General features: G+C 36.8%; 8 protein-coding genes. 1 reads left to right on the plus strand and 7 read right to left on the minus strand.

All coding sequences use genetic code 11. From position 1 onward, the window contains the following. Window positions 1–91: 91 nt before the first annotated feature. From uvrB to DDY94_RS07775, 6 genes are all read right to left on the minus strand, one after another. A complete protein-coding gene (uvrB, locus tag DDY94_RS07750) occupies window positions 92–2,098 on the minus strand; it encodes an excinuclease ABC subunit UvrB (RefSeq protein ID WP_111683533.1) in 2,007 nt (668 codons plus the stop codon). A 35-nt stretch (window positions 2,099–2,133) separates the two neighbouring features. Further along, window positions 2,134–6,966 (minus strand): T9SS type B sorting domain-containing protein, encoded by a 4,833-nt coding sequence (locus DDY94_RS07755; RefSeq protein WP_111683534.1) that lies wholly within the window; start codon window positions 6,964–6,966, stop codon window positions 2,134–2,136. 438 nt (window positions 6,967–7,404) lie between these two features. Continuing rightward, the gene (locus DDY94_RS07760; protein WP_232817838.1) at window positions 7,405–9,186 is read right to left on the minus strand and encodes a T9SS type B sorting domain-containing protein; all 1,782 of its coding nucleotides are present in this window, start codon (window positions 9,184–9,186) and stop codon (window positions 7,405–7,407) included. Between the two features lie 36 nt (window positions 9,187–9,222). After that, the gene (locus DDY94_RS07765; protein WP_111683536.1) at window positions 9,223–12,615 is read right to left on the minus strand and encodes a T9SS type B sorting domain-containing protein; all 3,393 of its coding nucleotides are present in this window, start codon (window positions 12,613–12,615) and stop codon (window positions 9,223–9,225) included. A gap of 106 nt (window positions 12,616–12,721) precedes the next feature. Then, window positions 12,722–13,549, minus strand: coding sequence for an ABC transporter permease (locus DDY94_RS07770; protein WP_111683537.1), 828 nt, complete (start codon window positions 13,547–13,549; stop codon window positions 12,722–12,724). 74 nt (window positions 13,550–13,623) lie between these two features. After that, on the minus strand, window positions 13,624–14,526 hold the full coding sequence (locus tag DDY94_RS07775) for an ABC transporter ATP-binding protein (protein ID WP_111683538.1): 903 nt from the start codon (window positions 14,524–14,526) through the stop codon (window positions 13,624–13,626). 123 nt (window positions 14,527–14,649) lie between these two features. On the opposite strand from DDY94_RS07775, the gene DDY94_RS07780 reads away from it, so the two are divergent. Continuing rightward, the gene (locus DDY94_RS07780; RefSeq protein ID WP_111683539.1) at window positions 14,650–15,705 is read left to right on the plus strand and encodes a hypothetical protein; all 1,056 of its coding nucleotides are present in this window, start codon (window positions 14,650–14,652) and stop codon (window positions 15,703–15,705) included. A 3-nt stretch (window positions 15,706–15,708) separates the two neighbouring features. Here the strand turns inward: DDY94_RS07780 and DDY94_RS07785 are convergent, their stop codons facing one another. Next, window positions 15,709–16,224 (minus strand): IS1096 element passenger TnpR family protein, encoded by a 516-nt coding sequence (locus tag DDY94_RS07785; RefSeq protein ID WP_111683540.1) that lies wholly within the window; start codon window positions 16,222–16,224, stop codon window positions 15,709–15,711. Between the last annotated feature and the right edge of the window lie 30 nt (window positions 16,225–16,254).

Genomic DNA, 16,254 nt, shown 5'->3' on the forward strand with positions numbered 1-16,254 from the left:
AGTTTTTTCGATTAGCTAATTAAGTAGTCGGGCGCTTTGGGAAACTAAAGCCACTAATTACTTTGCACTTCATACTTATTACTAAAAGTGTCTACTTAACTTTTAGTTTTTCTAATTTTTCCTGATAAGCAGTGATCTCGTCTCTAAATCTGGCGGCTTCCATAAAATCGAGTGCTTTAGCAGCTTGCTCCATTTGCTTGCGTTTTTCACGGATCTTTTTCTCCAATTGACTTTTGGTAAGATATTCGCTTTCAGGTTCAGCAGCGAGTTTGGCTTCTAACTCAGTTTTATAAGTGCTCACTGAATTTTTTGCCAATGCACTATCGAGACTCTTATTTAATGCCTTTGGAACAATATTATTTTTAGTGTTGTATGCCATTTGTTTTTCACGACGATAATTGGTTTCATCGATGGTTTTCTGCATACTTTGGGTGATGGTATCCGCATACATTATAGCTTTACCATTCAGGTTTCGAGCGGCTCTACCTACTGTTTGAGTTAAGGACCTATTCGAACGTAAAAACCCTTCTTTATCGGCATCTAAGATCGCAACAAGTGACACTTCCGGAAGGTCCAACCCTTCACGAAGCAGGTTAACGCCAACAAGAACATCAAAAATTCCTTTTCGCAGGTCTTGCATAATTTCTACCCGTTCTAGCGTATCCACATCACTGTGAATGTAACGGCATCGGATTGAAATTCGAGTGAGGTATTTTACCAATTCTTCAGCCATTCGTTTGGTAAGTGTGGTGACTAAAGTCCGTTCGTCTTTTTCAACGCGCTCTTGTATTTCTTCGATGAGATCATCAATCTGATTCAAACTAGGTTTAACCTCTATGATCGGATCTAATAATCCCGTTGGGCGGATCACTTGTTCTACATAAACGCCACCAGTTTTTTGCATTTCATAATCAGCAGGAGTCGCAGACACATAGATCACCTGATTCTGAAGTGCTTCAAACTCTTCAAATTTCAATGGTCTGTTGTCCATTGCAGCTGGTAATCTGAAACCGTATTCCACCAGATTTTCCTTCCGGCTTCGGTCGCCGCCATACATGGCATGTACTTGCGAAATTGTCACATGGCTCTCATCAACAACCATCAAATAATCCTCGGGGAAGTAGTCAAGTAGGCAGAAAGGTCTCGTACCTGGAGCCCTTCCATCTAAATATCTCGAGTAATTTTCAATACCTGAGCAATACCCCAATTCTCGGATCATTTCCAGATCAAATTCGGTTCTTTCCTTTAGGCGCTTGGCTTCCAGATGCTTACCAATATCTTTGAAATAATCGTGCTGAACCACCAAATCATCTTGTATGTCTTTAATAGCATTTTGAAGTACATCTGGCGATGTTACAAACATATTTGCTGGGTATATATTCAAACGATCATAGCGTTCTATGATCTCATTGGTATAGGCATCGAAGGCTTCAATTTCTTCAATTTCATCACCAAAGAAGTGAATTCTAAAAGCATTATTGGCATAACCCGGAAACACATCGACGGTATCTCCTTTTATTCTGAAATTTCCATTTTTGAATTCAGCCTCAGTTCTCGAATAGAGCCCTTGAACTAACTGATGTAATAATTTGGTGCGCGATATCACCTGATCGCGTTCAATGGTAATGACATTTTTTTGAAATTCAACCGGATTTCCAATTCCATATAAACACGAAACGGATGCGACTACTAAAACATCGCGTCGACCAGAAAGGAGGGAAGAGGTAGTGCTTAATCGCATCTTCTCAATTTCTTCATTTATCGATAGATCCTTTTCAATATAAACTCCAGAAACCGGGATATAAGCTTCGGGCTGATAGTAATCATAGTAAGACACAAAATATTCAACTGCATTATTCGGAAAGAACTGCTTAAATTCAGAATATAACTGAGCGGCAAGTGTTTTGTTGTGCGCTAGAACTAAAGTGGGTCTTTGCACTTCTTGTATCACATTGGCAACAGTAAATGTTTTACCCGAACCTGTTACACCAAGTAAGGTTTGGTAGCGTTCACCTTGTGTAATTCCTTCTGCTAATTGTTGAATGGCTTCTGGCTGATCTCCAGTAGGTTTAAATTCTGATTCTATCTTAAATCGCATCTTACAAAGTTACGATAAAGTAGAACGTAAATCAATTATCTGCGTATTGCAAAATGCCCCTTAACTTGAAATGATTGACTGCCACGTCTCACATCAGCAACAAACCAATAATCACTTGCTGGTAGCTTATGACCATTGAAGGTTCCGTCCCAGCCTGGTGTGTCATGGCCCAAGACTTTTAGAAGTTTGCCATAGCGATCAAAAATATGGATGATTGTTCCAGGAAGCGTTTCCACACCTACAATGTGCCATGTATCAAATTGACCGTCGTTATTAGGGGTCATGTGCTTCGGAATGTCGATAACAAGAACTTCTCTAGTCACTTCCGAACAACCGTTTAGGTCAATGATTGTAATGGTGTGATATCCCATAGCTACGTTTTCAAAAACGTTAGATTCTTGTGGTTCTCCATCATCTAATTGGTAGAGATAGTCTCCAATACCGCTAATAGTTACCGTAATATTATTTGGGTCTGAAAAGTCAATTACCTCAGTAGCTTCGATAGTTGCTGCTTCAGATTCTGACACGTCAAAAACACGTGTGTCTTCACATCCAAATTCAGTAGTTACGGTTACCCAATACGTGCCAATTTCTGTGATTTCAATTTCTGGTGAAATTTCTCCAGTAGACCATAAATATTGGTCACTAGAAATGTTAGTGTTGGCAGAAACAATTAATGGTAAGTTATCTAAACATATTACCTGATCTTCAATATCTATAACTGGTAACGGATGTATAGTTACCGAGAATTGGGTAGTTGAATAACAACCTGTGGTATTGTTTTCAACCCTTGCATAGATGATCTCAGAATCGAAAGCGAAGTAATTCAAATCAATTGCCGAGGTATTTGCATTAGCATCTTGAGCCGAATTAAAATAGCTCACACTATAGTTTAAAGGATTTTGTCCGCCTAAAATACTTGCATCTTGCTGAGAGAGATCAAACTCTAATAATCCGTCAAAATCATCATCACAAGATTCTAGGTTTTCAGGTTGATTAGCAACAGGAATTGGATTTACATTCAGGTTGAATTCATAAATAATATGGCAAGCCGTAATTCCTGATGTTACTCGAACAAAAAGAATATCGCTGTTTGTGATGTATGTATAATTTGTATCCAGGGCATTCTCTTGAGCCAGAGCATCAGCCTCGTTGGAATAATATTCGAACATAATACCATTTGCGTCATCTACTAAAATGTCATTGATCGTCAATAGGTCAAAACTATTTGATTCATTATCGCAGATATCATAAGATTGAAAATCATTAATAGCCGGTGGTGTATTCACAATTAATTCAATAGGTACTAAGGAATAACAATTAGAAATCGTATTTGTGATCTTTATATATACGGTTTGTGGATTACTAGTATTGGTATAGGCTTCAGGGTCTGCAATAACATTTACATCGGCCTCGGCATCTTCAAAATTTGCAAAGTAGGTAATTACAATATCATCTTGTCTAACATCTAAAATATCAAATTCTGCTTGGGTAAGATCGAATACCGTCAAACCATCATAGTCTGCATCACAAGAGGTCAGCGGAATAGATGCATTAACGTCTGGCACTTGAATGACGTTCAATTCAAAAGAGGTAATGGAGTTACAAATCGTTCCATTATCGATCTGTACAAAGATCGTCTGCGGGTTCGCCGTATTTGTATATTGAAGCGGAAGTGCGTCAATACTATTTTCGGCATTAAATAAAGAGGTGTAAAATGTTATGGTTAGGTTTTCTGAAATGCCTTGTTCTATTTCTGAAATTTTAGTTGACAAGTCAAATTCCTCTACACCATCATTAGAAATATCATCGCAAACAAACCAATCGCTAGGTTGATTATAAACAGGATTTGTACCGACTTCAATAGTAAAACTAGAAGTGCCATAACAATTCTGATCAGTAAGATTTTCTACACGCACAAATATGGTTTGAGGATTACTTGTATTCTGAAATACATTATCCTTATCTATGGCGTTTGTACGATTATCAGCATCGTTCTGATTAAGATAGTATAAGACTTGTTTGCCTGTTTGTCCATTCAGAATTTCAGCATCTTTAGTATTGAAAATAAAATCACCAAATCCATCACTACTATCTTCACAGATTCTATAATTACTAATTGCAGTAAATACAGGTAAAGTATTAATAGTAATATTCAAGGTCTCGGTAGAGTGGCAACCTGTAACACTATTCTCAACTCTAATGAAAACAGATTCCGTCTGAGCATTATAAGTACCTTCATTCAGTATGGCATTCGCAGCATTATCAGCGTCATCCTGAGTAGTATGAAAACTAATGATTCTCTCATTGGTGCTACTGACAACTTCAGGAATTACATCTAACAGATTGATGGTAAAAAATCCATCTTGATCATCATCACAGATCATGATATCTGATGGAGGAGAAGTTACAGGAGCTTCAAGCACCGTAATTTCAAAAGAATTATTCGTGTCTGCACAACCCGAATCAGTAGATTCAATTCTAGTAAATACAGTAAACGGGTTAGTTACATTTGTATATAAAGTTGGTAGTTCATTCGTGTTGGTTTCTGCGTCAGATTCTGTTAAGAAGTAACTCACTACAAATCCATCTGTGCCATCAGTCACTAATGCATCAAATTGCGATAAGTCTATTGTGGTAAATCCATCTTGATCGATGTCGCATACCGTCTGACTTTGAATCGCATTGAATTCTTGAATAGGCACAAGTATTAAATTGATTTGCGCCACATCATAACAGGTTAGACTTGTTAAACCAATGTAAAGCGTTTGAGGATTACTCGTTGGAATAAATGGAACCGATTTATCTAATGCATTTAACTGATTATCTCTATCGTCTTCGGTAAGATAGAAATCAACCGTAATATTAAAAGGTAAATTATTTATAATACTCGCTTCAATAGATGATAGCGTGAATTCTTCTATTCCATCATTATCAATATCACAGATTGTAATATCATGGATATTCGTGGCCGTTAGTAAAAGGTTGGTGTGAATTTCGATTGGCGTTACTGAGGCGCAACCAGTTGCATCGCTCTCCACTCTTATATATACAATTTGTTCGTCCGAAATGGTATTGGCATAATTAGTACTATTAGCAATTGCATTGATTCCTGCTAGTGCGTCGTCATTACTTTCATGAAAGGTAACTGTAACACCTGTTAATCCTTGAAGGACGTCAGGAATAATCGAAGTCAAGTCAAAGGTTGCAAATCCATCATGGTCAGAATCACAGGCGTCAATGAAATGTTCATCGGTATTAATCACCGGATTCGCAAGTACAGATATGTCCAGAGTCGTTGTAGTGAGACATCCGGTCTGAGGATTCTGAACACTAACAAAAACTTGCTCATTTGCGTTAGTATTAACATATGGCATTGGCAAAGCATTAATGCCAGACGCAGCATCAGATGCCGTAGAATGATAATTTACAACCAGATTGGTCTGACCGTTGGTTATTTCATCATTCTTTATATTAAGATCTATGGTTGTAAAACCGTCAGGAGTTTGATCATCGCAAACCTCTAGAGGTGTTGGATCTGTAATATTTGGTAACTCATTTACTATAAGTTCGAAAGAAGAAAATGCTAAACAACCATTTGTAGTGTCTTCAATTCTTACGAATATCGTATCTGGATTGCTTATATTCTGAATCGGACCAGTAATCGGATTAATACCATTTTGTGCAGCAGTACTGCTAAAGTGATAGCTGATCACATAGCTTGAAGGTGGCACTGAGGCGAGAACTTCGGCATCTTTAATTGAAAGATCGAAGGTTTCTACACCATCATTACTTGGATCGTCACAAACTTGAAAATCAGTAATTGGACCTGAAGATTGTGTCGAACTAATTACAATATTGATATCATCCTCAATAGTACAAGTTCCATTGGCTAAAGGAATTTCAATTTCTACTCGGTAATTTCCTGTTTGTTGTGCATCAAAAGTAGTTTGGTTAGCACCAGGAATTTCAGCATCGTTAAAAAACCATGTGTACGCGGCCTGTGGGTTACCAATATCACCATCTAAGGTAACTAGGCTTGCACAAGTGGAAAAATCTTCTCCTAAATCTACACTAGCATTAAAACTATTTCCTTGAATAAAGACTGCTGAATCATAGTTTTCATCGGTTTGATCAGCAATGATCAGTTTGATCTGGTATTCTACATTAGGTTGAATCGATGCAGAGGCAGAAAGTACCGTTGTTCTACCATTATAATTTGTATCGCCTAAACTATAGCCTTCAAAGTACTGTTCGTTCGATGCATCGCAAAAACCGACAATTTCATCGTGAACCGTGTTAGTGTTAACTGGTGTACTTGTTCCTGGAACGAGTGCAATATTTACATAAGGATTTCCGCTATTTGCTTCTCGAATTAAGAAGGCAAATCCATCAGAATATTGACAGGGGAAATTCCCGAAATATTCTTCAGAAGCTAATATGTAATTAAATTGAATCTGATTTGAAATTGAGACAAAATTGAATTCTATAGATGTGGCATTCAATGTGCCAGTAACACCTAGTGCTGTTTCAAGATCAGGATCTGTGGTCCAGCTTGAATTTCCATCATTTAAAATCTCGGGGTTCTCGGTGTTTCCTGCAGAATTTGCATTACCCGTAGTTAGGACAATACCGTTTTGAAATGGAAAATTTGAAGCCGCTCTATCGAAATATCCAAAACTACCTAAACCAACAACACTACCGTTTGAAGGCGAGCTAATATTAGACACTTCAACGCAACCTTGTATTAAATTATTCTCAATTAAATTTTGTGGAGAAATTGTATTATCAACTGTGATTTGCTGGGCATTTAAAATGCTGCAAATAAAGCATAAGCAAATAAAGAGGGCGCGGTTAATACACTCCATAAAGTATGGTTAAGTTTTTATAATACAAATACCACGAGATTTGGGACAGTTGATATTTGTATGTTTAGCGATGAAATGTACTTGGAATAAAGATTAAATACAAAAAAACACGATGAAATACACAAAATGTTAACATTTTAAAGGAGTAAAGACATTTTTGGACTAAAAAAGACCTCATAAAGAGGTCTTTTTCCCAAATTGAAATTTCGAAAACATTATAGCCTCAACACATAATGTTTCTTAACCTGAAACTCCATATCATTATATTTTGGTTGATCCTTAACCTAATTTTGATCAATGCAAAACAAAAAGCATATTGAGGGAGATGTCTTAAAAAAAAGAGGGAATTTTTCAGGCGAATGGCCTGTTCTTTAAAATTATAATGACTTCATTAGAGTTCCAAATGAATAAGACCAACGTACCAAAAAATTAACATTTTTAGTAATTTACGTACACCCAACCTACCATTGGTCGATAGTTGGGATCATTGAGATTTAAAACGTAAAAATATGTCCCAACCGGAACGCGTTTTCCATGATTATTGAGTCCTCGGTTAATTTTACCCAACCACGGTTTTTCATTGTTTCCTTCAAAAATCATATCGCCGTAACGATTATATATTTGAAGCTCATGATCTGTAAATACATCATACAAGCCTTGTATATTGAACCAGTCATTTCGAGTATCATCATTTGGTGAAAAACCATCAGGAATAAATGGCGGGCAATTTTCTATGGTTAGATCAAATTGATAAACTACATAACAAGGTGGACTTTCGAGCCTTACAAAAATGGTTTCAGGATTAGAATTGTTATTATATATCGAGGGATCAACTATGGCATTTGTTTCTGTTTGTAAGTCATTCAAACTGATATAAAACGAAACATTCTCGACTTCAAAGTCTAAACTTTCTAATCCTTCAAATAGATTATAAGTTGAGGTTTCAAATCCTTCGTTACAACCTAATAGATCTGGTAACATAATGATATCAGGGATAACTAAAAGTTCAATCTCTGCGGCATCAGTATTATTATCTTCATTGATCTCAGTGACCGTCCCAGTCATAGTGCCGTCATCATCAACCATAGCGGTTATTGAAAGATTAGGGTCTGTTTCTTCAGGGATTATTAATGTTATTGTACCATTCTCAGATTCGCCAATTTCGACGGCGTTGAGTGTTTGACTCTGACCTAATAATAAATCATCGATATAAAAAGCAATTGGCGTATTAGCTGGCAAAGTTGCGGTGCTATTAAAATTGTTTACCGTATAATAGAGTTCAACACTGCTGTCGCCACAATTCACAATAAAATCGTCGAGGGCAATAGTAGCATCTGGTAATTGGCTATTCAAAACTGTAATAATATTATTGATCATCACATAATCTTGTCCGGAAGTTAAAGTGATCGTGGCAGAAGTGTCACCAATACTAATGTTATCCTGAATATTATAAACATCAATATCCATATTATACAAATTGGTAGCGCCCGTAAATGAATTAGTGCCATTAAAAGCATTGTTAGACGGATTTAATGGAGGGTTACTTATCACATTACCATTGATGGTTAATTGCTCATTCACTGCTAAAGCACTGTCGCCTTCCCAGGCAATAAAACCTATACGTGCATCTTCGTTATCGAGAACATTCAGATTATCTAAAGTAATACTTAAGAATGTCGGTACACTTTGCAGACCGTCGTAAACATTTAGTTGATTGAGCGGTAAGCTATCATCTTCATATATTATTGTAATGGCCCAGCCACCAAAGTTAGTTCCCGTTGGGCAATAAGGCGTAATTATATTGGTAAGATCGAATTCGGATATGGTATATGTTCCACTTCCTTGATCCGTAATAATATCTGTTACATCCGCGTAAGCCGCGAAAAAGACGCGTTGTGCATCTAGGCTATCGCTGAAGGTTCGTTCGGCACTTACATCGATACCATTCACTTGAATGTCGAAATCTCCATTACCAGATCCTGCCCAATATAGGTATGCGGCAGTGACATTTTGAGTTGCACTTAGATTTAGGTCAGCAGACGATGTTGTAAGAATTGCACAGGGTCCGAATGGGCCATTTTCTGTGGTATTGAGCGTGTTACCAATAGCAACATAATCAAAGCGCCCATTAAATTGCTGGAATAATGAAACATCTTGCGCAAACAGAGGATAGCTTATACCAAACATAAGCATGTAAAGTATGTAGTGGGCTCTTTTCAAATGACTTAGTTTGATAAACTAAGTTACAATTTTTATCTATCGCTTCAAACTAAAATGACTTGTGAAGGTCCTGCCATCTTGGAGTTGCACTCTAAACCAATAATCACTGGTTGGCATTTTAGCGCCGTTGTATGTGCCATCCCAACCTGGTCCGAGAGGATCAAGGACTTTTAGGAGTTTACCAAAGCGATCAAAAATGAGAATAGACGAATCTGACTGGAATTGTCTACTAATTCCTTTTACTTGCCAGAAATCGTTTGTGTTATCGTTATTTGGTGTGAAGAATTTTGGGAAGCCTATAACCGAAACCAATTCCTCAACGATGCCACAATTGTTTTTATCTCGAACATATACCGTATAAAGACCTGGCTGAACATCTTCAAAAATGTTTGAATCTTGGTAAGGGCCATTTATATTGTCGAGGGCAAATTCATAATCTCCTTCACCACTAACAATTACTGAAATCGAATTGTTTTCTGAAGCATCTCTAATTTCAACATTATCAATTGTTGCAATGTTCGAAGGAAGAACAGTAATTGTACGATCCTTAAAGCAACCATCAGTGTTTGTTACTCTAACGGTGTATGTGCCAGGAGCATTTACTTCAATCGTGGCTGTATCTTCACCAGTTGACCAATCAAAGAAATAATTACTAGGCGAATCATTAACCAAGCCAGCATCAAGGACTATAGTTTGCGGGAAACTATTCAAACAATAAAGCGTCTCAAATTCTGTGACGATGTCTGGAAGCCTGTTTACGGTGAGTTCAACCTGGCTAATGCCATAACAAGCGTTAGAATTTTCAACACGCGCATAAATGGTTTGGTTGTAAGGGATTGTATTGGTAAATGTATCTCCAAGAGGATTATTTTCCAAAAGGGCATCCAGATAGGTTTCGTAGTACTGAAGATCGAGTCCGGCAGGTGCACCAGCAAGCACTATAGCATCTGTGGTGTTCAGGTCAAATTGTGTGATACCGTCTTCAACGCCATCGTCGTCACATGCAAACAAACTGGCGTTATTAGAAGCGGTTGTACTTACCTCAAGCGATACTTCACTGTAACTTACACAACCTGTGTTTGAATTGGCAACCCTTGCATAAACTATTTGAGGGTTGAAGAAATTCTCGAACGCATCTGCATTAATAGGATTAGCAGCATTTTCGGCATCAGTTAATGAAAGGTGATACGTCACATCGCGATCAGGTTCATTATTGACAACATCGTCATTAAATAAGCTTATATTGAAGGTGGTAAACCCTTCAGGAATGCCATCTTCATCGCATTGTACTATTGAAATATCGTTAGCTATAGGTGCATCATTAACGATAAATTCGAAACTTCCAGTACTGAAACAACTTGTGTTATTTACATTTTCTACACGGATAAATATCGTTTCGTTAAGAGGTGTTACATTTGTATATGTGAGCGGTAAGGTACTACCATTGCTATCTGCGTCAGTTGCTGTTGGGTGAAAACTGATATTAATTTCATTTGGATCTTGGTTGCCCAGAATAATAGGGACTAAATCACCTAATTCTACTGTTGCAAAACCATCTGTAGGATCGCCTTCATTATCACAAAATTCAATGTTGTTTAGCTGTGCAATCTGAGGTGTATCATACACGGTGACTTCAAAAGAAGTAATATCTCGACAATTTGGATTGTCGTTATTATCCACTCTAACAAATATCGGTTGAGGATTTACGCTATTTGTATAAGGAAAGGTAATTTCATTTTCGAGATTATCGGCATCATCAAAGCTTTCAAAATAACGCACGGTATATTGATCAGGATCCTGTGCTAATAAGACTTCAGTATTTTTAGCAGTAAAATCAAAACCTTCAAAGATTCCGTCATTTCCAGAGTCGTCACAGACAAATTCATCTTGTACGGGATTGGCAACAGGGATATCAAAAACACCTACAACAGCACTACCTTCGATAGGGCAATCGCCGTTATTTGGTTCTATAAAGACTTCATAAAACCCTGGTGTGTCGATAAAAAGTTCATTCGAGGTTTCTGCTAATGGATTTCCGTCAAAAGTCCAAACATAATCAGCGCCAGCAATATCGTCCGCAATTAAGGTATAATCATCGCCAGTACAAAGTCGTAATTCTGTTGTGCTAATACCATTTCTGATAATATCTGTCTGAGAATTAAACAAGGATTGAATAAATGGCGGTAGACCAATTCTACTCGTATTTTGTTCAAAGCCATTAACATCTACCAGAACACCCTGTTCATTATATATAATATCAGGGCCATCAGCTTCGGGATTTTCAATTACCCCAAGATATCTACTCGCGCCAGTGCCATTATTACCAAATTCGAATTGTGCGCGATAAATACGTCTGTCGATACCTAATTGTAAAGCTCCGGCACTAATGGTGCTGGAAGTGTGAACCACTTGTAAGCTATTTGGAATATCAGCACTGGTTAAATCCCATTGAAGTACTTGACTCGCTCCATTACCAGATGGCGAGAATCCTACTGTTGCGTACACTTTTTGGTTTTCAGCAGAAAATTCTACACCATAAGGGCTATTATTATTCTGTGCACTGTATAATTCTACACTGTTTGAAACAATTCCTGTATCATTATCAAAATCGAATAAATAAATCCCACCACCAGCATCTTGACCAGGAAGAGTAGATTCTCCAAAATTAGCTGATACTAATCTCGTACCATCGGGTGAAGCTTTTAAATAGCCAAGCGCATTTCGTCTGTAGCCTTCTAAAGGAATATTAGGTCCAACTACTGATGTTACAGGATCAGGATCTACACCGTTTTCATCAATTTTGAACGCATAAAAGGTATCTCCAAAATGTGTAATAACCCAAAATGAAAAACAATCATCGGCCTTAACAGCAGTGATCTTTTCAGAACATTTTAATTCTGAAGCTAATTGATTAGTTGTATCATAGGTTATGAGTGGAACATTTTTCTCAACTGCGTCTACCGCACCAAGACCGCCAGCATCAAGAATATTGACACGCGAATACATTAATCCATCATTGACGCCATCGTTTGCAATGTCGCCTGGGAAATTCAATGTATTAAAATGATGAGGTTCATCTACGGTAAAAATGTAATAGAAGTCTGGGTCTTGCGGTTTTGGTACAATGACACCAGAGGATGTACTAGAGTCATCACCACGGAGCCCTGTTCCATTAAGCATGATCTGATGATTGCGATTCCAAACGGTACTTCCGTCAGAGTAAAAGAGTAAATTTCCGTCAGCGTCCGAGATGGAGGTACAACCTTCGAGCGTGTTTATTTGTCCATCTGTAACGGCCGTAACTGTTCCGGTTTCAGCATTAAAGCGTACACCAGCGTTTTGTCCAAAATACCAAAATGAGGCTTCATTTTGCCCAAAAATTGGGCAAGACAAAATGAGTAAGAGAAATACAAAACCGAGCTTTTTCATAACATCTTTAGTGAGTCACTACCACTTTCAATACATATAACAACCAGAACTCTTATTTTCCCAGTTTTAGTATAGGTAAGTTAAATAGCGATAGCTACCAAAGATATTACAAATCTCTCTTTTTTAATAATCGATACGATAAAAAGATGAATAGTGCTGACCAACCTAAGACGATCACGATCTCGTACCAATGAACAGCATAGTCGTATGCGATATCTGTTTTCTCCGGAAACTTGGTCATTACTATACGTTGAATAGGCTGATCGATAAGTTTATACATGGATTCTAATGGCAGGTAGTTCTTCACCTTAAATGCCAGATCACCACTTCCAAGGGCTTCATAAGCACCCCAGAAAATTAACCATTCAAAAATATATAATACGAATAAGAATCCTAAAGCGAATGCTGAACGTTTTAGCAACATTCCGAAGAATAAACAAAGGCTAAAGAATCCTACAAGTTTTACAAAATAGGCCAGTAAGAACTCAACCTCTCTAAAAATTATAGAGACTTCGGTATAGCTAGAATAATACAATCCGATAAAAAATGATGCTAACCCAATTAAAAGGGTTGCACAAATCGAAAAGAATACGATTGTATAGAACTTAGAGAGTATAAACTCCTTTTTACTGAGTCCGTCAATAAGATTTTGCTTTAAGGTTTTGTTGCTGTATTCGTTACCAATCATACTTACCACAACAATGGCAAAGAAAAATTTAAAATAGGACGCAAAGAATGTGGTAATATGCCAAATGATTGGGAAATTAAAAATTCCTAGCTCACCTAATTCGAGTGTAAAAAAACCAAAGAAATTGATCTTAATAGATGAAAGTACCAATACGGTGAAAGGCAGTATAAAAGAAACAAAAATGAGTATGCGACTCACTTTATTGAGCCAGAGTTTTTGTAATTCTAATTTAACGAGACGTAACATAAAAATTGATTGGTTTTGACTAATTCTAAAATGAATTATGCGTTTTTACCCTTTGAAGGGAATGTTGATTGATTTTAATTTTGTTGATTATCGGTTAACTGTAAGAACTGCTCTTCAAGACTTTCTTTTCGTTTCACCAAATGTGATAATATGATTCCTTTATTGAACATCATTTTATTGAAATCTGAAGCTGACATTGGCTGATTCAAAAATGCTGTGATCAGTTCTTCTTCGATTTTAATTTTTCCGAAGTTTGTATCAGCTTCCAATAATTTCAGCAGCTCATTATGCTTGTCGGTTTTAAGTTCAAAGAAGCCATGACTACTGATCATTTCATCGACTCGGCCAGAATATAATTTCTCTCCTTTTCTTAAAACGACTACATGCGAGCAAACCTTTTCAACTTCATCTAAAAGGTGAGAAGCCAAAAGAATGGTTGTTCCGTCGGCGGCGATCTCCTTTATAATTTGACGAATTTGATGGATACCCTGTGGATCTAATCCGTTCGTAGGTTCATCTAGAATTAAAATTTCAGGATCATTTAACAAGGCAGATGCAATGGCTAAACGCTGTTTCATACCTAAAGAGTAGGTTTTAAACTTATGGTTTTTTCTGTCTAATAAGCCTACAACATCTAATTTCTCATCGATCTTACTGTGATCTACACCTTTAATTCGGCAAACTAATTTTAAATTTTCTGCAGCGGTCATGTAGGGATAGAAATTTGGGCGCTCAATAATAGCTCCAACTTGTTTTAAGGCATCGTGCGTGGTAGTATTACCGTCAAACCAATGGAAATCACCACTGGTTTTATTTACAACATTAAGAACGATACCTAAAGTAGTAGATTTTCCACTTCCATTAGGTCCTAAAATGCCATAGACATTTCCTTTGTTAATGGTAAAACTTAAATCTTTTACGGCCGTTAAATAGCCAAATTTCTTCGTAAGATTATTGATTGTAAGGATTGGCTCCAAGATATGATGGGTTTTAAAGATTGATTGGTTGTGTAAAATACTTAAAAATTTAAGTATATGTATTTAAGACGAAAACTAATAAAATTTGTTACAGACTTTTAAATAAAATCTTATTTTTAAACGATGAGTGATGACTTAAAAATATCGAAAAAGAAACCGTCCTATTTAGTTTCAGATAAATTAAACAAATACTTATCTGACTATAAAAGAAACATTAATCTTCCCATTTTATATTCAGATTTATTACGTTTTCAAGGATCAGTGGTGGTGTATGATAAGAATGATGAAGATACCCTTTGGATCAGAGTTTATTACAATGAATTTGAACGAGAAGAAATCGATCATAATCTAAAACAGGTGTATTCACATTTAATTTCAGATGGAAGTCAAGGGATCTTAAAATATTTGAATATCGATGCTATCGATTATTGCACTTTCGGAAATTCTAAACCTTTTAGAGTTAAAGTGCGTAATATTCTCAATGATAACTATACCCATTTTTATGTAAAAAAAGCAGATGCTTCGAGAATATATGGTTTGGAGTTAGAGCATATGCTATCGCCATACAATCTGAACTTTTTAGTTTGTGATAATACATTGATCGAAGAACATATTGCAGGCATTCCAGGCGATGAGTTTATCAAAAACATGTTACCCGATTGCACGTCTTCTGAAAAGGCTCAAATTGCCAAAGAGTTTATAAAGTTCAATGAACGTTGTATGATTAGACTTTTAGGTGATATGCGATCTTATAACTACGTGATTGTACCGACACACGATTTCGATCATGTGGTCTTCAATATTAGAGCCATCGATTTTGATCAGCAGTCCTACGAGGGTAATTTGAAGATCTATCGTCCACAGTTTTTCAAAGAAAACTATAAGATGGTTGAATTGGTTCGAGATAAAATTCAAGAGGAATCGGTTCTTCAATACAAGGTTGAAGAACGCTCAATCGTTGCTAAGCGGATGATTAGTTTTAACAGCAGAATTAAGGCGTTATTAAAATGCATGATGTCTGATGAAATTTCAAACAAGAAAAATATAGCCCAACTCAAAAAGGACATTTTTGAATATACTTCTGATGTCAATTTTAAGAAGAGCAATTCAATGGGTGAAATTCTAAAAAATGCTCTTGATTTTGTTAAACGTAATTACGAAAGTGTCAGCGCTCGTTAATGCTTAGTTCCAATTTTCGTCAAAACCTAGTTCATCGTAATCATCAAGGTCTAAATTGTCGTCAAATTCAGGATCATCAAGATCATCATCGGCACTAAATTGTTTTTCAGGAGCCTGATCTGGGATCTGGCCGTGTACAAACATCAAATTAGGATAATCTGTTCCTTGGGCTTCATCAACAATCTCTGCAAGTTCTACAAAAAAGGTCCACATGTTCAGAAAATCGTATACATAAATGAGTTTCGGAGAAGCTTCATGCACCACATCTTTAATGATCGTTGCGCCCATTACTCTCACTTCATTGCCGGCTTCACTCATATCAAACATCGCAATCTCTTCGCCCTGATTCCATTGCTCGTCACTGATATAAAAGGATGCCATTTCCATGCCGTCAAACCCAAAAGATTGCGTTATGATGTTGTGAAGATCTTCCATAGTATCTGTTTCACGAATTTCTAAATCACGAAACACATCGTCTTCGGTATCATTATCTAAGATGACTCTAAATCTGTAAATCATAATCTGATCTTATTAGTGCAAAGATAAAAT

It is taken from the genome of Winogradskyella tangerina (assembly GCF_003260205.1).
GTDB lineage: Bacteria > Bacteroidota > Bacteroidia > Flavobacteriales > Flavobacteriaceae > Winogradskyella > Winogradskyella tangerina.

Excerpts from the sequence above, each read along its gene's own strand:
- DDY94_RS07770 (WP_111683537.1), bottom strand. The coding sequence starts at position 13,549 with ATGTTACGTCTCGTTAAATTAGAATTACAAAAACTCTGGCTCAATAAA.
- uvrB (WP_111683533.1), bottom strand. The coding sequence starts at position 2,098 with ATGCGATTTAAGATAGAATCAGAATTTAAACCTACTGGAGATCAGCCA.
- DDY94_RS07755 (WP_111683534.1), bottom strand. The coding sequence starts at position 6,966 with ATGGAGTGTATTAACCGCGCCCTCTTTATTTGCTTATGCTTTATTTGC.
- DDY94_RS07765 (WP_111683536.1), bottom strand. The coding sequence starts at position 12,615 with ATGAAAAAGCTCGGTTTTGTATTTCTCTTACTCATTTTGTCTTGCCCA.
- DDY94_RS07785 (WP_111683540.1), bottom strand. The coding sequence starts at position 16,224 with ATGATTTACAGATTTAGAGTCATCTTAGATAATGATACCGAAGACGAT.
- DDY94_RS07780 (WP_111683539.1), top strand. The coding sequence starts at position 14,650 with ATGAGTGATGACTTAAAAATATCGAAAAAGAAACCGTCCTATTTAGTT.